At 48.2% G+C, this 19,549-nt stretch carries 15 protein-coding genes; 5 read left to right on the forward strand and 10 right to left on the reverse strand.

The window, feature by feature from the left end; genetic code table 11:
* Positions 1-211: 211 nt before the first annotated feature.
* From ACQ6WK_RS07780 to alaS, 3 genes are all read right to left on the reverse strand, one after another.
* The gene (locus ACQ6WK_RS07780) at positions 212-697 is read right to left on the reverse strand and encodes a pyridoxamine 5'-phosphate oxidase family protein (RefSeq protein WP_432800177.1); all 486 of its coding nucleotides are present in this window, start codon (positions 695-697) and stop codon (positions 212-214) included.
* Positions 698-841: 144 nt separating this feature from the next.
* A complete protein-coding gene (locus tag ACQ6WK_RS07785; protein ID WP_432800178.1) occupies positions 842-2,086 on the reverse strand; it encodes an LL-diaminopimelate aminotransferase in 1,245 nt (414 codons plus the stop codon).
* 113 nt (positions 2,087-2,199) lie between these two features.
* The gene (alaS, locus tag ACQ6WK_RS07790) at positions 2,200-5,082 is read right to left on the reverse strand and encodes an alanine--tRNA ligase (protein ID WP_432800179.1); all 2,883 of its coding nucleotides are present in this window, start codon (positions 5,080-5,082) and stop codon (positions 2,200-2,202) included.
* 249 nt (positions 5,083-5,331) lie between these two features.
* Here alaS and ACQ6WK_RS07795 point away from each other — a divergent pair, with 249 nt between their 5' ends.
* Positions 5,332-6,519: a glycoside hydrolase family 57 protein gene (locus tag ACQ6WK_RS07795; RefSeq protein ID WP_432800180.1), complete on the forward strand. Its 1,188-nt coding sequence runs from the start codon at positions 5,332-5,334 to the stop codon at positions 6,517-6,519.
* A gap of 28 nt (positions 6,520-6,547) precedes the next feature.
* Here the strand turns inward: ACQ6WK_RS07795 and ACQ6WK_RS07800 are convergent, their stop codons facing one another.
* The 5 genes from ACQ6WK_RS07800 to pheA form a co-directional block, all read right to left on the reverse strand.
* Positions 6,548-7,759, reverse strand: coding sequence for a glycosyltransferase family 4 protein (locus ACQ6WK_RS07800; protein ID WP_432800181.1), 1,212 nt, complete (start codon positions 7,757-7,759; stop codon positions 6,548-6,550).
* Between the two features lie 84 nt (positions 7,760-7,843).
* Positions 7,844-8,830 (reverse strand): hypothetical protein, encoded by a 987-nt coding sequence (locus ACQ6WK_RS07805; RefSeq protein ID WP_432800182.1) that lies wholly within the window; start codon positions 8,828-8,830, stop codon positions 7,844-7,846.
* 121 nt (positions 8,831-8,951) lie between these two features.
* Positions 8,952-9,335 carry a hypothetical protein gene (locus tag ACQ6WK_RS07810; protein WP_432800183.1) on the reverse strand — a complete coding sequence of 128 codons (384 nt, stop codon included), beginning with the start codon at positions 9,333-9,335 and terminating at the stop codon, positions 8,952-8,954.
* A gap of 114 nt (positions 9,336-9,449) precedes the next feature.
* Complete coding sequence (locus ACQ6WK_RS07815) at positions 9,450-9,851, reverse strand: hypothetical protein (protein WP_432800184.1); 402 nt, start codon at positions 9,849-9,851, stop codon at positions 9,450-9,452.
* 175 nt (positions 9,852-10,026) lie between these two features.
* Positions 10,027-11,166, reverse strand: coding sequence for a prephenate dehydratase (gene pheA, locus ACQ6WK_RS07820; RefSeq protein ID WP_432800185.1), 1,140 nt, complete (start codon positions 11,164-11,166; stop codon positions 10,027-10,029).
* A 98-nt stretch (positions 11,167-11,264) separates the two neighbouring features.
* Here pheA and ACQ6WK_RS07825 point away from each other — a divergent pair, with 98 nt between their 5' ends.
* From ACQ6WK_RS07825 to ACQ6WK_RS07840, 4 genes are all read left to right on the forward strand, one after another.
* Complete coding sequence (locus ACQ6WK_RS07825) at positions 11,265-12,308, forward strand: hypothetical protein (RefSeq protein WP_432800186.1); 1,044 nt, start codon at positions 11,265-11,267, stop codon at positions 12,306-12,308.
* Between the two features lie 100 nt (positions 12,309-12,408).
* Complete coding sequence (locus ACQ6WK_RS07830) at positions 12,409-13,167, forward strand: hypothetical protein (RefSeq protein ID WP_432800187.1); 759 nt, start codon at positions 12,409-12,411, stop codon at positions 13,165-13,167.
* Positions 13,168-13,267: 100 nt separating this feature from the next.
* Positions 13,268-14,038 carry an exodeoxyribonuclease III gene (locus ACQ6WK_RS07835; RefSeq protein WP_432800188.1) on the forward strand — a complete coding sequence of 257 codons (771 nt, stop codon included), beginning with the start codon at positions 13,268-13,270 and terminating at the stop codon, positions 14,036-14,038.
* Positions 14,039-14,193: 155 nt separating this feature from the next.
* Entirely contained in the window at positions 14,194-14,991 is a 798-nt protein-coding gene (locus ACQ6WK_RS07840) for a prolyl oligopeptidase family serine peptidase (RefSeq protein ID WP_432800189.1), read from the forward strand.
* Between the two features lie 174 nt (positions 14,992-15,165).
* On the opposite strand, the gene ACQ6WK_RS07845 is transcribed toward ACQ6WK_RS07840, so the two are convergent.
* Positions 15,166-15,933 (reverse strand): DUF1573 domain-containing protein, encoded by a 768-nt coding sequence (locus tag ACQ6WK_RS07845; protein ID WP_432800190.1) that lies wholly within the window; start codon positions 15,931-15,933, stop codon positions 15,166-15,168.
* A gap of 72 nt (positions 15,934-16,005) precedes the next feature.
* Positions 16,006-19,548 carry a hypothetical protein gene (locus ACQ6WK_RS07850; protein WP_432800191.1) on the reverse strand — a complete coding sequence of 1,181 codons (3,543 nt, stop codon included), beginning with the start codon at positions 19,546-19,548 and terminating at the stop codon, positions 16,006-16,008.
* Position 19,549 lies beyond the last annotated feature (1 nt).

Genomic DNA, 19,549 nt, shown 5'->3' on the forward strand with positions numbered 1-19,549 from the left:
CTAGAAGAAAAAGACAAGAAAACTTAGATGTCACCTACACCTAGTATAAAACAGAAGGGGAAGGCAAACAACACATATTGTGTTATAAGATGCTACATAACAATAACTTATGTGATTTTAGCAATATTAGATGGGTTTATAGATATGCCTTCAGCATTAACTCAATTAACACAAAAACACCACTTACGTTAATCTCGGTTGCTTGCGGGCATCAGAAAGCATGCTCTAATTTGAAGCCAAACTTGACGCGGTTGTCGATCCAGCGAAGCCAAGTTGGTTTGAACTGATAGAAGGGCTGGGTTTTCATGGCTTGTTTAATGAGGGGGCGAGCGAGGGGCATAGCGAATTTCTTGGCGTAGATGTCGAGGATGGTTTTGTATTTACCTTGGTCGGTGATGAGTGAGGCGGTGCCTTGGAGTTGGAGGCCGTGGTTTTGAAGGGCAGAATCGACGTGGGCGTAGATGGAGAGCGCGACGTGGGGATTGTGGTCGATAGCGAGGGAGTGGGCGGATTGAGTGCCGGAGATCCAGTAGAGGTTGAGGTTATCATCGGGAACGAACATGATGTTGCATGCGAGGGGCTGATTGTCTGCGTTAACGGTGGCAAGGCCGGCGGTTTTCCAGTGGGAAAGAAACTGGGGGATGGACTGTGAGAGGATTGTTTCGGGGTCTTTATTTTTTTCGGGGGTGGTGGTCATGTTCAGGGTTTAATGTCTAGAGACTGGGGTTTAGGTATTGCGGGGAATGTGATGTTGCGGCAACAAGGCAGGTAGCGCACTACCCCGGCACCACGGCGGTACCGGGCTTGGATATCATATTACAGGCGAGTGTCTAAACGCTGATTAAACAGTGAGCTTAACAGCAAGACGATGCATGGCCTCTTCAACATTGGCGCGTGTGTTAAATGCGGAGAGGCGGAAGAATCCTTCTCCGGAGCGGCCGAAACCAGAGCCGGGGGTGCCGACGATGTTGGCTTCGTTGAGAAGTTTGTCGAAGAAATCCCATGAAGAGAGGTTGTCGGGTGTTTTGAGCCATACGTATGGTGCGTGGACTCCGCCGTAGACGGTGATATCAAGCTCGGCGAGTGATGAGCGGATGATGGCAGCATTTTCGAGGTAGAAGCGGATAAGTTCGGAGGTTTGCTCTTGGCCAGCTTCTGAGTAAACGGCTTCTGCGCCGCGTTGCACGATGTAGGAGACACCGTTGTATTTGGTGGACTGACGGCGGTGCCAGAGTTTGTGAATGGAGACAGATGAACCGTCGGCGGCGCGGCCTTGCAATTCCTTGGGAACGATCGAGAAGGCGCAGCGTGTGCCGGTGAAACCCGCGTTTTTCGAGAAGGAACGGAATTCGATGGCACACTTGCGTGCACCTTCGATTTCATAGATGGAGTGAGGGATGGTGGGGTCGGTGATAAAGTCGCGGTAAGCGGCATCAAACATGATGATGCTGTTGTGTTCGATGGCGTAGTTAACCCAGGCGGTGAGATATTCTTTGGAGGCGACGGTACCGGTGGGGTTGTTGGGGTAGCAGAGGTAGATGATGTCGAGTTTTGTGTCGGCTGGGATGTCGGGTGTGAAATTGTTTTCTTCTGTGGCACGGAGGTAGTGGAGCCCGGTATATTCACTGTTGTCATCGGTGGGGCCGGTATGACCTGCCATGACATTGGTGTCGACGTAGACGGGGTAGACGGGGTCGGTGACGGCGATAACGTTGTCTTTGCCGAAGATATCGAGGATGTTGCCGGTGTCACACTTGGAGCCGTCGGAGATGAAGATTTCATCGGCGGCGACGTTGGCGTTACGTGGGGTGTAATCGAAGGCGACGATTTTATCACGGAGCCAGAGGTAGCCTTGCTCGGGGCCGTAGCCGTGGAATGAATCACGTTTGGATTGGGCATCGATGGCTTTTGACATGGCGATGCGGCAAGCTTCGGGGAGCGGTTCGGTGACATCGCCGATGCCCATCTTGATGACAGAGTTTGCGACATCTGGGTTGGCTTCGAGGTATGCGTTTACGCGCCGGCCGATTTCTGGGAAGAGGTAGCCTGCTTGTAGTTTGAGGTAGTTGTCGTTGATGTTTGCCATTTGGATTTTGATCCCAATCTAAGGTTTACAACACAGCCCGGTTCTTCATCGGTGATGATCCGGTGAATTGCGATTTTAGCATAAAGCGCGTGGGTTGGCGGTGAGCTTGTGGATTAGCCAATCTTTTCAGCGGCGAAAGCTTGTGCAGCTTCGAGAGCTTCGGGGAGTTTGGAAGCGTCCTTGCCGCCTGCCTGAGCCATGTCTGGACGACCACCACCGCCACCACCGACGATGGGTGCAATGTGCTTGACCCAGTCGCCAGCCTTGAGGCCTTTACCGATAAGGTCTTTAGAGACGGATGCGAGGAGTGCAACCTTGCCGTTGTTTTCACCAGTGAGGAAGAGTGCTGCATCGGGGTGATGGGCACGAATGGTATCCATGGCAGTGCGGAGGTCGTTGGCCCCTGCCCCTTCGAAGGTGTGCGTGATGATCGGGCCGGGGTTGTCTGCGGCGACCTGCTTGGCAACATCGGCGATGGCGCCTGCGGCTTGTTGCGACTGCGCTTTTTGGAGCTTGCGGAGTTTCTTTTGAAGGGATTCGATTTCTTTGCGGAGTTTCGTTGCGGTGACGAGTGGGATTTGCTTTTCGTTGATGCTGTTTGAGAGCGCGGTGATTTGCGAGCTGAGTGTTTCGGGCTCGGCTTTGTCGGCGGAGGCGGTGAGGTTGTCCAGTTCGGTTTGAAGTTTTTCACCTTCGGCTTGCGCTTTGGCGGCGAGGGAGCCGGTGAGTGCGGTGATACGACGCACACCTTTGGAGACTGAGTCTTCAGAGGTGATGGTGAATGTTTGGGCGGGGCCGGTGGATGGAAGGTGTGTCCCGCCACAGAATTCGATGGACATCGTGCCCCATTTGTCGGAACCGGGATTAGCGAGCAGTTCATCAACAGATGCACCGATGGAAACAACGCGGACAGTGGGTGGATATTTTTCACCGAAGACGGCGCGGAGACCATTGATTTTCAAGGCATCTTCTTGCGGTGCGTATTCGGTGTGGACTGGAAGGTTAGCGGCGATGTCTTTGTTAACGGCGGCTTCGACGGCGACAAGTTCTTCTGTTTTCAGTGATGATTTGTTGAGGAAATCGAAGCGGAGTTTTTCTTCATCGACGAGCGAACCTTTTTGCATGGTGTCGGGGTTGACGTGATCACGAAGGGCACGGTTCATGAGGTGGGTGGTGGTGTGGTTGTTTTGAATAAGGGCGCGGCGATCTTCATCGACGGCGAGTGAGAGCTCGAGTTTAACTTCGCCAGTGGTGTTGGCGAGTGTTCCGTCGTTGACCTGGCCGAGGTGGAAGTAGACATCGCCGAGCTTGATGGTGTCTTCGACGGTGATGTTTGCGCCATCGATGATTTGGATGGTGCCGGTGTCGCCGACTTGGCCACCTGCTTCTGCGTAGAAGGGGGTTTGATCGAGGACGATTGCGATTTTGTCGCCGGCAGAAACCCCACCAGTTGAACCGTTGGGTTTGCCAGCCGTTTCAGACAGCTGTTTATAAGCATGGTCTTCGAGTTTGAAGATAGTGATGGTTGATTGAATGTTATCGAGGTGAGTGGTTTGATAGCCTTTGAATTCAGTGTCATTCAACTGGATGTGTTGGATGATGTCGTTGAGTGATGCACGTTCGTTTGCGGAGTCGCCGCCAGCGCGTGAGCGTATGCGTGCTTCTTCCATAAGACGATTGAAGCCATCGATGTCAACGGTCATGCCGCGTTCTTCGGCCATGAGTTGTGTGAGCCCGATGGGGAAGCCGTAGGTGTCGTGGAGTTGAAAGGCGGAGTCGGCTGTGATTTGTTTTGGATTTTCTTTGACGGCTTGTTCAAAGAGTGAGATACCGCGGGTAAGTGTTTTTCGGAATGATTCTTCTTCTTCCTTGAGCTCGGCTTTGATGTCTTCGGGGTTGGTTTTGAGTTCGGGGAAGAAGTCGCCCATCTGCTCGATGACAGTATCGACGAGTTTGTAGAAGAATGGCTCTTTGACACCGAGGTCGACGTCGCCGAATTTCACAGCGCGACGGAGGATGGAACGGAGGACGTATGAACGGCCATCGTTGCCGCAGTGCGCGCCGTCGGTGAGAGCGAAGGTGAGTGTGCGGATGTGATCGGCTATGACGCGGTATGCGATGTCGGTGGGATTGGAAAGTGTGTCGCCCGTGCCGTCATATGGTTTGGCTCCGGTGACTTTTTGGATGGCGGCGAAATATGGGGTGAAAACATCGGTGTCGTAGTTTGATTCTTTGCCTTGGATGACGCGGACGATGCGCTCGAATCCCATGCCGGTGTCGACGTGCTTGGCGGGGAGTGGCGAGAGGGATGAATCTTGATTGCGGTTGAACTGGATGAAGACGAGGTTCCAGATTTCGACGACGATGTCCTGGTTGTCGGCGTTGACGAGTGATCCGCCTGAGAGATCGGGTGAACGATCGTAGTGAAGTTCTGAGCATGGGCCGCATGGACCGGTGTCGCCCATTTCCCAGAAGTTATCTTTTTTGTTGCCGGGTTGAACGTGATCTTCGGGGAGGTATTTGAGCCAGAGGTCTCGAGCCTCATAATCCGGCTCAATATTTTCGGATGGATCGCCTTCAAAGTAGGTGGCGTAGAGGCGAGCGGGATCGAGGCCCCAGACGTTGACGAGAAGATCCCATGCCCAGTCGATAGCTTCTTGCTTGAAGTAGTCGCCGAAGGACCAGTTGCCAAGCATTTCGAAGAATGTGTGGTGGTATGTGTCTTTGCCGACATCGTCAAGGTCGTTGTGCTTGCCGCCTGCGCGGATGCATTTTTGTGTGTCGACAGCGCGGGAGTATTTGCGGGATGAATCGGCGGATTCGGTGCCGAGGAAGATGTCTTTGAACTGGTTCATGCCAGCGTTGGTGAATAGGAGTGTTGGGTCGTCGTGCGGAACGACAGGCGATGAAGGCACAGCGGTGTGGGCGCATTTATCGACGAAGAAGTCGATGAACTGCTGACGGATTTGCGTGCTTGTGAGGGTGTGGTCTGGCATGTCTGGCGTCCGGTGAAAAACAGGGGGTTCCGGGAGCAGCATTCCGCATGAGATATGCGGAAAGTATCTGAAAAAGTAGATGGAGCAGTATATCCGAACAAAGGCCGATCGGCTAGGAGATGAACTGGAAAGTGGTGAGAGGATATAGGTGAGGATGCTGAGAGAAATGTTTGGGTTGAATGTTGCAATACAGCGGGGTGCGGGGACAATGAGAGAGCGAAAAATGAGGTTTAAAAAAGGAAAGCACGGATGGCTTCAGTTTGCATGTATTTTCAGGTTCACCAGCCACCACGGCTGAAACGGTACAGCATTTTTGATTCGGGGAAAACGTACTTTGATGATGCGCGAAACCGCGAAATTTTGCGGAAGGTGGCGCACCGAAGTTATCTGCCGACGACCAAGGTGCTGCTAGACTTGATTCATCAGCATGAAGGTCAGTTTCGTGTGGCGATTAGCTTGACTGGCTGTGTGATTGAGCAGTTCAGCCGATTTGCGCCGGAAGTGCTGGAGCGATTTCAAGCGTTAGCAGAGACAGGGTGCGTGGAGTTTCTGGCAGAAACATATCACCATAGCTTGAGCTTTATGTACAGCAAGGATGAATTTCGGGATCAGGTGGGACTGCATGTAGATTTGATTGATGAGGTGTTTGGGCAACGACCAACAGTGTTTCGCAATACAGAACTAATTTACAGCAATGACGTAGCGAAGTTTATTGCGGATGAAGATGAGTTTCGCGGTATTTTATCCGAAGGTGCAGAAACGATCTTAAACGGGCGGAGTGCGAATCATGTGTATGATCCGCCAAACGGGATTGATGTTGGCCTGCTCTTAAAGAATGATCGTTTGAGTGATGATATTGCGTTTCGTTTTTCGAATCAGGGATGGGACGAGTGGCCACTCACAGCAGAGAAATATGCACATTGGCTGCATGAAGTAAATCAAGAGCACGGGCAGATGTGTAATTTGTTCATGGATCTTGAAACATTTGGTGAGCATCAATGGGAGGTAAGTGGGATCTTTGAATTTTTGCGGAGCTTGCCGAGTGAAGTATTGAAATTAGGTGATGATTTTAAAACGCCAGGCGAATGCTTGGATTGGTACGACACCTCGGATATTTATGATTGCAAAGAGATGGTGTCGTGGGCGGATACGGAGAAAGATCTGAGTGCGTGGGTGGGAAATGCGATGCAATCGAGTGCGCTACATGATTTGTATATGCTTGAGAAACCCGTGAAAGAAACCGGGGACGTTGGACTGATCAATGACTGGCGAAAACTTACGTGCAGCGACCATTTCTATTACATGTGCACAAAATACTTCGATGATGGTGCTGTACACAAATATTTCAGCCCATATGATTCGCCATACGATGGGTATATCAACTTTATGAATGTACTGGATAGCATGCGTCTGCGACTTGAAGAAATGAGCAGATGATTCTAGTTGGCTATTAGTAGAAGCAATCTCATTGTGCAGTCTGAATGTTGTTACGTGAAGCAGTAGATGAAGAAGTTGTGTTATTGCCGGTTGATACAGGGTTGGTTGGTTCAGATTCAATGATGGCACGGAGACGTGAAATGAACTCGTCAGCGACTGTGTTCCATGAGATTTTGAGCGAAGATTCACGGGCGGCGATACGAAATCTTGCAACACGCACCGGATCATTGATCAACTCATTTACACATCGAATAAAATGATTTGGATCTGCGAACGTAGGAGTGAAACCATTGACGTCATGAGTCATATGCATATCGGCTGCTGCGTAGTTGTAGGTGACCACGGCAAGTCCGGAGGCGAGTGCTTCAGTAACAACATTACCAAAGGTTTCAGTTTCAGAAGCGAATAGGAAGATGTCGCCTGAAGCATAGTGAGTAGCAAGTTCTTCCCCGCGTTTTGCGCCTGTAAAGATAATTCCCGGATATTTGGATTGGAGTGGAGAAAGTGCCGGCCCGTCGCCAACAACAATAAGTTTAGTATCGTAGCAAGTTTGCTTAATGTGTTGCCAAGTTTTGATAATCAATGGGATATTCTTTTCTTCAGCAACACGTCCAACGTAGATAAGTGCGATATCGTTGTCGGCCAAACCCCATGATCGTCGGAGTTCAACAGAGCGTCTATCTGGTGAATAGAGATCGGTATCAACGCCACGTGCAAGAATGGAAACATTGCTGTAGCCTTCATCAACAAGAAGCTTGAGCATATCGTTGGAGGGTGTCATGGTGGCTGCTGTTTGATTGTGGAAATAGCGAAGATACTTCATGACGTAGCGGTGAAGGAAGCCATATCCGTAGTGTTTGCCGTATTGCTGGAAGTTGGTGTGGAAGGATGAAGCAATGGGGATATTGAGTTTTTGAGCAGCACGAAGTGCGGAGTAGCCGAGTGGGCCTTCGGTGGCGATGTGAACAATATCAGGTCGGCGATACCGCCAACGCTCAATGAGCTTACGCTTGGCGGGAAGGCCGAATTTAAGACCGTCGTATTTAGGGAGAGGAATACCGGGAAGCGTGAAGTGCTCGAGCCTACCGTTAACAGTAGAAAGGTCTGTTTTATTTTGACGAGGCCGTATAACTTCGACGGAATGCCCCCGTTCAGTGAGACCATCAACTAGACGTGAGAGCGTCATGGCAACGCCATTGATTTCAGGTGGAAACGTTTCAGTGATGAGGGCAACTCTCATACACAATAGTATGAATGAGCGATGTTAAAAAATAGTTACCCATGTTAGATGTATGTCAAAAAGTTGGGTTTTAATGAGTCGTTTTTAGTTCCATGTCCATGTATGGGTGGTTTGTGAGGCGGGAGCATCGGTCGTGAGGGTAAAAGACGAGCCGTTAGTGGAATAGCCAATCTGATTGATCGAAATAAGATGGTTCCAGTCCGATTTAAGCGAGGCCAAATCAGATGGATATGAACCGGTTTTAATTTTGTGAGCACGGAGCTTGAAAGCAAGCAACGCGTGGGCCTGCTGGGTTAGAAGCTGATCTTGGAAGCGGATGGCTGCGTGAAGAATACCCAGATTTTTGCGAGTGATCGGTGCCCATTGTGGTGTAGGCACAAGAATGTCGACCATATCAAATGAAGTTGACTGTTCTTTCAGATTCTGAAGATAGGGATAAAGCGTTTCCAGAAAAATAGCAACGTCAGCATCAGACCAACTATGCTGCTCGTCTTTGACGGCATAGTGGTCATTCACAAATGATGTGGTAAAAAACACGAGCATCGCTGCTTGTGATTGAAACGTGCGAGCAAGATTCTCATGTAAATCCATTCCAGCTATGTAATCAATGAAGCTTTGAGGCGGAAGCGTATTTGTGTTTCGGTATTTTTCGATGATGAGATCAAAAAGCTGATCATTGACAGAGAAGTGTGCGAGTGTGACGGGCAAAAAACGATTGTGTTGCGGTGAATGAGCAAGTTGGATCAGACGATCAAGATGGATCGCAAACTCTGGATGTGCAAGATCGGCTTCAGCTCGCTTGAAATGCTTAAGGTGCAGGCTAAATTCATTTTTCATTTCTTGTGCACGTAGAACATACTCAGACTGCCATTGATTTAGTGTCGTAGGCTTATCAAGCTGAATATCGAGCAATGCATCTGCAATCGGATATGGAGACAATCGATCCCAATTAGCCATTGTAGCAGTAAGATTCTTTGAAGCACCACGTTTTTGCTGATTGCTAATCACAAAATAAAGCGTCACAATCAACAGAATGATCAATGCCGAAACGAGTGTAATTCTTTTATCCATTTTGCCCTCGGATTAAAGAATGGTTCTATAAAAACGCCTTGTTGTCATACATATTTAAGACGTAGCCGATGGATATTGTTTTCAAAAAAACAAACAATTTATCTCAATACTCAAATATGAGTCACACTATGTCGAATGCGGAAGAGACAAGTTTCTCGGCACCACAGTAGAGGCAACGAGAATGACGCTGCGACATGGTACGATTGCAAGAAGCGCACTTAGAGACAGTGCGGGTCGCTTTCCCATCTTCAACACCATCCATCAAATCGATCATCTTCACACGCTCGAGAAGATCTTGTTCGGTGAGGTTGGTTTTGTCTTGGATAAGTGACCACATGGCCATACAAACGAGAGAAAGACGTTCTAGACGATCTTCAAGCTGGACTTGCTCTCGAGCCGTGGCATTAGCTTTAGAGGTAGCGCGGGCAGATTGTGCAGCTGCATCGATATTCGTGTTGACACTACCTGAGCCGTAGGTTCCGCCGAAGAGTCCGGGATTGATCATGGGATGACCTTTCAATGTAAGCGTGATGAGGCCATCATTATACCGGGGATCGTTTCGCTGGCATGAGAGGAATGATGCGATTGAATGCAAAATTGGGCTGCCAGATGGGTAAAATCAGACCTGCTCGGGTTCGGGGGTTTGCGTTTTGTCGGGTGCGATGGGAGCACAATCGTCATTACCACAATAGATGCAACGGTCGTGGCGTTGGGACATAGTTTGGTTGCATGCAGAACACTTGGCAAGAGGTTGAGAAACTTTGCCGTCTTCGACACCATCCATGAGATCGATCTTCCGGACACGCTCGATAAGATCGTTCTCGGTGATTTGGGTGTTGTCTTGCATAAGAGACCACATAGCCATACAGACAAGAGAGAGGCGATCATGTGAATCTTGAAGTTGGTCAACCTGCTCGGCAAGGATTTCAGTTTGGGTGAGATCGCCAGCAGATTGCTTGCGCTTGTGGCGGAGAGTTTGCGAAATGCGTCCGTGAGCGTAGCCGAAGATATAACCGATCATGATAGGGCTCCCGAGAGGTTGTGGTTCTATGCCTAGATTATAAAGGGAAATAGATCACGATGATGAGAGGGGAATGCGATAGAAATGCAGGACTGAATATATGAAGTGGAAGTCGCTCTATCCACAAAGCGAATGGGCTTAAAAATGAGGTTATCTCCGAGAATCTAATTGCATGCTAGAGTACATCGCGGGCACGGGGGTATGAGCCAAGGATCGAAAGCTGGAGGCAATGCCTAGATGCATCCTCAACAGCGGCAGCAACTTTCTCGTCTTTGATATGCCCTTCAACATCAATGAAGAAGTAATACTCCCAGTTGACACGCTGTGATGGGCGTTTGTCAATGTGGGTGAGATTGATCTCGTGTTTGCGGAAGATATTGAGGACTTCGGAGAGGGCTCCGGCAGCATGCTCGGTCGTGAACATAATGGAAGTTTTGTCGCTAGCGGTTGGTGGAGAAACTTGCTTGCCGATGACAAAGAAACGAGTGGTGTTGGCCGGGTTGTCTTCGATATTGGCAAAAAGAATGGGGAGGTTGTAAAGCTCTGCGGCAAGCGAGGAAGATATTGCGGCAGAACCTGATTCAGATTTTGCAATCTCAGCTGCTTTTGTGGTGGACGCGGCTGTGACTTTTTCAGCATTCGGAAGTTGAGCAGCAAGCCAATTGCGGCATTGCGCAAGTGGCTGGGGATGCGAGTAAACTTTCTTGATTTGATCCAACGGACAATTCGACAGAAGATTGTGATGGACACCAAGAAGAATCTCGGCACAAACAGTAACATCAGTCCCTGCATGCTGAAGGAAAGAATCGAGAGTGTCAGAAATAGCGCCTTCGGAGGAATTTTCGATAGGCACTACGCCAAGATCGATATGTCCGCGGTGAACCTCTTCGAAAACAGCGGGGATACCGGCTAGATTATCGTAATCTACAGAAGCACCGAACTTACGACGAGCAGCCAGATGAGAAAAGGTGCCTTGCGGACCAAGAAAACCAATGCGAAGCGGGCGTTCAAGAGCAAAAGAGCCTGACATAAGTTCGCGCCAAATGGCTTCAACGCATGAATCAGGAAGTGGACCTTTGTTGGTTTTGCGGACTTTCTGGAGGACCTGTTGTTCACGATCTGGAGCGTATATGGGTGTGGCGGACTGGCCTGAGTTTTTAACATGCCCGACTTGAATCACAACGTTAGCACGCTGATTGAGCAACTCAATGAGCTTAAGATCGATCTCGTCGATCTGCTCACGCAGTGGCGCAAGCGCATCGCTTGTGGAGTTATGGGAAGCTGAGCCAGATGATTTGGGTGTTTCCTCGTTCATTGCACGGGACATTGTAACGACAAACCTTATACTTGGGCGATAGTATGGTAGTGGGTTTTGTGTGTTGGACATTGTAGGTGCGCTGGCGGAGTTTTGCTGTGAACGAATGGATGTCATTAGCGGTGTTGGAGAGTGGATTGGCGGGCGCGATCATTTTGGGCGTCATGGGGGTTGGCGGGCTGATTTTGTGGGTGATTGGCCGCTCGATCGCAAAACCAGCATGTGTGGTGAGCGGATTAGTCCTAGGAGCCGTGGCAGGGCTGGTTGCCGGAACAGTCTTGATCACCAACGGGCTATATGTGATCCCGCTGATGGTCTTTGGGGGCATTATTGGCGCCTTGCTGGCGGGGCTGCTATTCCGGGTTTGGATGGGAATCAGCGGGGCTGTGATTTTGGGAATGATCGCGCCGGTGATGCTGTTCGTCTGGCAAGGATCAAGCATGATCATGAACCAGCCTGAGGGGGAAAGGCTGGAAGATAGCACGATGGTGGTGCCACTGGATGAGAAGAAAGATCTGTTGGGTGAAATGGTTGCAGGGAATCAGCCTGTGACAGAGGGATTGGGTGTCGATCAGGAGCAGATCAAGGCTTTGGCTGAGCGAGTAATTTCAGCCGTGCGCGGCAATGATGAAGCTGAAGCGAGTGAGATTGATAGCGAGAAACCGAAGTCACTAACATTGAGTTTTGCAGCCCCCTCCCCTGATGATGGGACAGGAACTCTGGAAGGCACAGATGCAGAGGGCATGGACGCTGGAGCTAAACTGTGGCAGAGCGAAGCGGCGCAAGGCGTAATTGCTCATGTGAATCAAGCACGAATCCGCGCATGGGAGCAGATCAGTGCGTGGTGGGGGGAACGCGATCAGAGTACGCGGTTTAAGATCTTAGTGGCATCAGGAATTGGCGGCCTAATTGGACTGCTGTTCGGGTTGATTGTGCCTTATATTGCTGCAGCGGTGGAAAGTGCGCTTGTTGGGGCACTGCTGATGATGTTTGCGAGTGTGAATCTTGTAACGGTGTATGTGCCGGGCTATGGCGGATATGTGCCGAGCGGTCCGAGGTCATTTCTTCTCTTTTTAGGTCTGATAACGGTGGTTGGCGTCCTGATTCAGTGGATCATTTTCCGCCGCCGAGCCGATAAGTGAGTTGTAGTCCCAAAAGTCGGGGCTAGAGGTGCGCTTGAATCACGCGTTTTTGGCGCGAGCTGCTTATGCGTTGGTTGTGAGGGGCTAAAAGGAGCAGACCATGTTCACGTTATTGGCACAGAATGCGACAGAGGGTGGGCCAGAAGGCCCGATGGAGAATCTGTTTTCATCGGTGATCGGGATGTTTAGCAGTGGTGCGCCGCTCGCTCAGCCTGATGTTCTGGTAGGACAACTCAAAGCACTGAGCGTTGTTTGGGCGGTGGTATTTGTCATTGTCGGTGTGCTTTGTTTGTTCAACGGCTACAAGTTCTACCGTACAACAACGATCATGCTGGCGTTAGTAATGGGATTGTTTGCGGGATACTGGCTTGGCGAAAAGATTCAGGCACCGTTCATTGTGGGTGGATGCCTAGGATTGCTACTTGCCGTAACAGCGTTCCCGCTGATGAAATATGCGGTAGCAGTATTCGGCGGCCTAGCAGGTGCTTTTGTAGGTGCAAACCTGTGGGCTGGCTTTGCCCATGCACTGAACAAAGGCGCGGAAATGCAGATCCCGGTAGATGCCTATTGGATTGGCGCGTTGATTGGCTTGATCATCTGCGGGATGCTTGCCTTTATTTTGTTCAAACTATCCATTGTGATGTTCACATCAGTAAGTGGATCATTGATCGCTGTGTTGGGTATCTTGGCACTCTTACTGAGTATTGAGTCATGGCAAGATACCGTGTCAGAAGGCTTGACCGCAAATCAACTGGTAATCCCATTATTGGTATTCGTACCGGCAATTATTGGGCTGATCATGCAAGAATTCTGGACGTACGGTAAGGAAAACGGGCCGGAAGGCGCGAAAGCGGCGTAACGAAAAAATGCGACAAAACAAACATGACATGAAGCGACCTGCGGGTCGCTTTTTTTTGTGATATAAAACATGCCCCTTGTTTGTTTTGAATGGAGTAATGATGCGTATTGCGACATGGAATGTGAATGGGTTGCGAGCAGCTTTGCGAAAAGGTTTCCCGGAACATCTCGAACGAATTGCCCCGGATGTTCTGATGCTTCAAGAGGTACGAGCGCTGCCCGAGCAACTGCCAAAAGCGTGGCAGGAGCCGGAAGGATGGCATGCAACGTGGCACCCAGCCGAAAAGAAGGGGTACGCGGGGACTGCAATCTGGACGAAAGAAAAACATGAGGTGATCGCACGAGGAATTGAGGGGGATGATGTTGATCCGGAAGGTCGCGTGCTCACAGCTAAATACAATGGTGCCATTTGCTCAAGTATCTATCTGCCATCCGGGAGTAGCGGCGATCATCGACAGGCAGAGAAAGAAAAATGGATGGAGATCTTTCGGCCATGGGCGGATGGCATGAAACGTAAACGAAGTGCGGTGGTACTGGGTGGAGACTTTAATATTGCACATACAACAAAAGATATTTTTTATGCAAAAAGCAATGAGAAGAATTCAGGGTTCTTGCCACACGAAAGAGAGTGGATGGGAGCGTTGATCGAAAGCGGGTGGCAGGATTTTGTGCGAGAAGAAGCTGGTGATGTAGACGGACCCTACACATGGTGGAGCAATCGCGGGAAAGCCCGAGAGCTGGATCGTGGATGGCGGATTGATTACCTCTTAGGAAACAAACAGGCGAATGAAATTGCGGGCAAAATCTGGGTGGACCGCGAAGCAGGCTTGGCGTGTTCTGATCATGCGCCAGTGATTTTAGAATTGGATTAATAGAGATCCTTGTGGATGATGGAGCTAGAAAGTCATGTTGTGCATATGCGAGTGTAAATAAGCTATGCAGGACGGAACGAACATGGTATGAAAGGTGCACAGAAAAGTGGGGATTGGTGGAACGCAATTGATAGTGCTTTTAAAGGAACTTGATAATGGCTCGTAATGACGGCTGGCGCGGTGTAATAAAGTACGGGTTCATGATCGTTTTGTTAGCGGTCGCAGGATGTGCAAACGGACAACGTGAAGGCATGCCAGATAGCATGGATAATGCCAAATCTCACGGTGAATGGCCGCAGATTAGCAAATCAGAGCTAGGACTGGATTATCTGTTGTACTTACCTCGGGGCTATACGCTACAGCCAAAGAAATCATTTCCTTTGCTACTCTATTTGCACGGGTTTGAGCAGCGAGGTGAGCTGCTATCGAAAGTACGCGAGGTGGGGGTGCCGAAACAATTAGAAGACGGCCGCGACTTTGGAATGATCGTGGTAGCACCTCAGGTTAAGGCTCGAAAGGCATGGAACAAGCGTGAACTGGGCTCGCTGCTTGATGAGATTGAGGCCACGTATCGTGTTGATATCGGGCGGATCTATGTGACCGGTGAAGGGATTGGCGGATACGGGACGTATGTGCTGGCTGGAGATCGTCCAGAACGCTATGCGGCAATCGCGCCGATCTCAAGTGCAGCATATGTAGAGCAATCCGTGAAGTTACGGACCGTACCGGTGTGGGTATTTCATGGAAAATTGGATGGAATTGTGCCGGTGGAAAGTGCAGTAGATATGGTCTATGCGCTGGATGCATTAGGCGGCTTGTCACGACTCACGATTTATGAGCAAGGGGATCATAATATTGCGGAAAAGGTGTATGCGAAAGATGAGTTGTATGCATGGCTGCTAAAACACAAACGGATACTGGAAACAGGGAAGATTGTGGTGAGCGGGGAATAGAAACAACTCCTTTGGTGATGGCAAGGGGATTGATCCTGCGGAGAGCCAACTGTCGGCGGTGGTATGGTAAAGGTGGATGGGGCTGATTTGCGATACTGTGAAAGGTTGATTGCTGAAGGGGCTTTTAAAGCTCGGGAGATGATCGGTTCCATCGATGATGGGAAATATATTAAATCATTCTGCAACCGGCTTTTCTATCTCGACTTTAGGCAAAACTAATTTGGCAAATAGAGAATAAGATAAATATTTGGGTTTCTGTTCTTTTTCTGCTTTAGATTTTGTTTTGTCATCATGATCTTCGGGCAATCTAATATTCGTCTGCAACTGAAAGACAGATAACATATCTTTGTCTATATCAATATTTTCATTTGGTGTAAGTTGAAGCAGGTAAGATTTACCTTTATGTTTTTCCACCAATTGAATTTTAAAAGCTTTTGACTTATCAATCACGTTCTGAATTAAAACGGGTTTTTCATAATTAAAATCAATACGTATCTGTTTACGATTATTAAGTTCGTTTAAGTTCCAGACTAGCATCTTTTTACTAAACTTTACGTAACGTGGTATTTTCACCTGAATCCGAAGAGTTGCTGTAGGCTTCTTGGAATGATCCGTGTAAATCTTGATAAACTTATTGTGCATTCCCGTGCGTTTGCCTAACTTAAAAGTAGCAATAATCTCACCTTTTTCTCCAGACTCATATACCATTTTATCAGGTATACCAGTTGTACACGCACAACTGCTATGCATTCTTGTGATTTCAATAGGCGTGTCCCCATTGTTTTTGAATGTAAATTTTGCAGTAACCTCGCGATCAAAAATCGAAGCGACATGGCTACTTGTTGTCGATTCCCATTCAAGTTCAGCCTGTACACTCATTACAGAAAACTGTAGCTGAAAGATGAAGAAACAGAGACAAAATATTGATTTATTACACATCATAAATATCCATCCATTTTATTAAATAAACGGCTCGTACAATCTGAATACCAAAAAATATTCTCAAATCGACACTTACTTCACTCCAGAATCTCTCATAATAAAATTGCTATCTGCAGGGTTATGTATACGTGCACGGTTGTAAATTAAATTGATCTCTTCATCATGGAAGAGGCCTTGGTGGCCGATAGGATTTCGGCTATAGGGCAAGACAACACCCGTCAATGAAGCGGGATCTTCTAGATCTTCTTCACCCTCAATTTCTTTAATGCGTTCACTTCGGAACACAGGTGTCATCGCTTTGGGATCATTTGGTCCTGCTGAGACAAAAACCTGCCGCTCGCCATATGGCGTGTATTCATAACGTTCAACTAAATCCCCTTCATGATCAATCAAACCAACGACATTGAAGTTCGCATTATGCAATGCATAGTATGTATATGGGTAATGCTCTTCTTCGACAATCGTGAAATCTGTATTTGTGGTTGGGTTGTGATTCGAACGTATCTCAATAAGTTCATCTATATATTGAGTGCCCCAGACATATTGCTGAACAGGGACATCCTGCTCATTGCGTGCTTCGATAAGTTTCTGGCCGTCATAATAGTAATGGTACTCGGCATTAAGATCGCCAGAGTTTTCGATTTTCTTCACAATACGGCGGCCAAGTGCATCGTATTGCATCGTGATGATGTTTGAACCTGCCTGCACAACGCCATTGGAGTCACGATAAGCCTTTTTCACGGAGATCATACGATTCCATGCGTCGTAAGTGTAGGTATATACGCCGTCGAAGGTCATATTTCCGGCAGGATCGTACTCCATGGTATTGTCAGCATAGCCGTCCATGCCAACTTCGAAATCATCGAAGTGCTCAACGGTTTCAAACGACCCGTTGCCATCAGAGTCCGTGCGAATAAGAAGATCATCTGCATATGCTGAAGCGTCACGCGACAGCCAACCAATTTGGCCACCGCCGTTGCTCGCTAGGTTTGCTTGGAAACAAATCGGTGCCGCATCTAATGCCGAATCAATCGTTGAGTTATATTGTATTGCAGCATCAGATTTTGTTGCACGAACCTCAATCTGACCATTCACTCGCGAAACACGCACCCATAATTTGTCGGTATCTAATAGATCAGGGTAATTTGCACTGGTGTAAGTGCCGAGACTTGCTTGTTCAGTGCCTCCATTACTAACTTTTCGAGTATAGAAGGTCCATGCATCTGTCTTATCTGCAGCTAATTCATGCCGAATACCCAGTGCCTGGAAATCAAAGACATCCTTAGCATCCATGACGAATTGCATGCCACGATTGTAACTGCTTTGATCACTCGAATTGCGTTCAAGGCTGAATGTTGCTTCAAAATCTTCAAGATGCATGCCTTTGGCGAGCAATGGATAAGTTAACCAACCATATGCCCACGTCATGCGTACTGTATTGCGAGTGCTATTGTTAGGTTGAGCAAGCGGAATCATGCCATAGTTCGACCACCGACCAAGAAAATCTTCACTATAGAAGCTATCTAATTGCATTAATGATCTAAATGTTGTACCCGCATGCGTCGTGTAATATCCAACACGTCCCGAAGGATAGCCCAATGCAAACGGCACCGTCCACGTAACGGATTGCGATCTTGCCCGTGTGTAGATGAATTTATCTGAACCTAACGTAATGCTATTGTTAAATGACGCGACAAGCTGCTTAATACCATTCACGACATGATAATGCCTTGAATAGGATTGAGCCGCATTATATTCATACACATATAGCCAGTAGTCATTCTCAGATTTATATCCATAGACAATACCCGCTTGCGTACCATCCACTGTACCAACAGGGAAATTGACGTAACCACCGGTGCTACTGGGTCCAGTATCCGGCATATTGCCAAGGACAATCGCCTCTGAACCTGAAATACTCGTAATCTCTAGATAATTTAGATTGCCTTGATCAATCACCATTTGATCATTCGGGTCAACTAATTCCCAACGATTCGCGTAACTTGAGTCGAATGTACTGAAATGATATCTCTGCGATGTCCCCGCTTTAACCTTATGGCTTTCGTATTCATTCGCGTTGTTTACAGTATTTTTATAAACCACATCTCCCTTGTTGTTATAGGCATCCAGCCTCTTCACTTCCAAATGGTTACCGAGCTGGTCGAGTTTCCAATCTGAGTAGTCGGTATAGGCAATATCAGAGATACTTGGATTGGCTGTCGTGCCATTGAAGGTGCCGGCTTCATAAGATTTCAGGCGATGAAGATTGTCGTACTGGTAGTGTTGCGAAGCGCGTGGGTATTCAACACGCTCAGCATGTGTTCGGTTTGACGCGAGGTCGTAGCCATGGCGGATGTCAAAGGCGTTGTTTGTTATTTGATTGCCGTTATTAGGATCGTATCGAGCCCATCGCTGCCGGCGAATACGGCCGAACGAATCAAAGCCTTGTAGATTTTCTGTTACACTTGTTGTTTCTGGATCATCGCCGGTGTAATCAAGCTTGATATTAGGGGTTGGTAAATTCTTGGCGACCATCATACCATCACCAAGGTAGTTATAAGCTGCAATGACATTGCTGTCGTTGGTGCCGCGTGTTGAAGCAGATGCAATTGCAGTTATGCGGCCAATGTCATGATTGATGCCATCGATGTCACCTTCTTCGCTATAAAGGTAGTTGATCTCACGGCCATTGGGGTAGATGATTTTTTTGAGGCGTGCACCATTGACATACTCCTGACCGACCAATGTGTCGTCATACTCGTAGGTGATTGCTGGGGAGGTACTAGTGTTAATCGGTCCTCCATGCGCCTGATAAACCTTATTGATACGGCCAAAACCATCGTAATCATATTTCAGTACGCCAATAATAGAAAATTGAGTGTCATACTGAGTGATTGTATCCAACTGTGCATATGGACCGGGGGATTTATATGCGTATAACAATAACCCAATCCCACCTATATTTTCTGGATTTTGGTCTAAATATATACTTTCAACTGTCCTTTTATTTGGCGAATAAGTTGTTTCTAATTTCGTTCCTTGTTGATCTTTCCTATACCTTATTTTCCCATACACGTTATACTCAAGTTCAACGCGATCATATTCACCGTCACTTCCATCATCCAAAGCACCAGAGATCAGAGCATCATCTGAATCGGGGTAAATGATTGAGCAAAGCGCATCATTATTAAACACATAAAGGTGATCCTGTGGTGAAGCTAATTCTCCTGAATAAACATAGGTTGTCGTCTGATCAGTTGTTCCATCCGGCATGTCTGCAGTAATGGTTTTGATCTGATTACCAGAGGTGTAGGTGTAAGCCGTTGTACGATCGTCATCGCCAGACGTGCTATCACCCGGAACACTGTCCTGATAGTTTTCAATCTGCTTCAGCATCCGCCCTAGCGCGTCGTACTCGTGTTTTGTTTGAATGCCACTCGGATCCGTTATTGTTTCTGTAATACCAGCTGCATTATACGTGTAGGCAGTCACATGAGCGGTACTGGAACTCACTGGCGGGGAAGCAGGCCGATTTACCCCATACACAGTACTGCTTTGCACAACTCCAATAGCCAGTAAACTAATTGCAAGAACGTTTATACGAGTAGACCCCATC

The organism is Poriferisphaera sp. WC338, from assembly GCF_050931845.1.
Lineage (GTDB): Bacteria > Planctomycetota > Phycisphaerae > Phycisphaerales > Phycisphaeraceae > Poriferisphaera.

Bases quoted from the DNA above. Each gene is read 5' to 3' on its own strand.
- ACQ6WK_RS07800 (WP_432800181.1), bottom strand. From the start codon at position 7,759: ATGAGAGTTGCCCTCATCACTGAAACGTTTCCACCTGAAATCAATGGC.
- ACQ6WK_RS07810 (WP_432800183.1), bottom strand. From the start codon at position 9,335: ATGATCAATCCCGGACTCTTCGGCGGAACCTACGGCTCAGGTAGTGTC.
- ACQ6WK_RS07835 (WP_432800188.1), top strand. From the start codon at position 13,268: ATGCGTATTGCGACATGGAATGTGAATGGGTTGCGAGCAGCTTTGCGA.
- ACQ6WK_RS07785 (WP_432800178.1), bottom strand. From the start codon at position 2,086: ATGGCAAACATCAACGACAACTACCTCAAACTACAAGCAGGCTACCTC.
- ACQ6WK_RS07815 (WP_432800184.1), bottom strand. From the start codon at position 9,851: ATGATCGGTTATATCTTCGGCTACGCTCACGGACGCATTTCGCAAACT.
- ACQ6WK_RS07850 (WP_432800191.1), bottom strand. From the start codon at position 19,548: ATGGGGTCTACTCGTATAAACGTTCTTGCAATTAGTTTACTGGCTATT.
- alaS (WP_432800179.1), bottom strand. From the start codon at position 5,082: ATGCCAGACCACACCCTCACAAGCACGCAAATCCGTCAGCAGTTCATC.
- ACQ6WK_RS07780 (WP_432800177.1), bottom strand. From the start codon at position 697: ATGACCACCACCCCCGAAAAAAATAAAGACCCCGAAACAATCCTCTCA.
- ACQ6WK_RS07830 (WP_432800187.1), top strand. From the start codon at position 12,409: ATGTTCACGTTATTGGCACAGAATGCGACAGAGGGTGGGCCAGAAGGC.
- ACQ6WK_RS07845 (WP_432800190.1), bottom strand. From the start codon at position 15,933: ATGATGTGTAATAAATCAATATTTTGTCTCTGTTTCTTCATCTTTCAG.
- ACQ6WK_RS07795 (WP_432800180.1), top strand. From the start codon at position 5,332: ATGGCTTCAGTTTGCATGTATTTTCAGGTTCACCAGCCACCACGGCTG.
- ACQ6WK_RS07840 (WP_432800189.1), top strand. From the start codon at position 14,194: ATGGCTCGTAATGACGGCTGGCGCGGTGTAATAAAGTACGGGTTCATG.
- pheA (WP_432800185.1), bottom strand. From the start codon at position 11,166: ATGAACGAGGAAACACCCAAATCATCTGGCTCAGCTTCCCATAACTCC.
- ACQ6WK_RS07805 (WP_432800182.1), bottom strand. From the start codon at position 8,830: ATGGATAAAAGAATTACACTCGTTTCGGCATTGATCATTCTGTTGATT.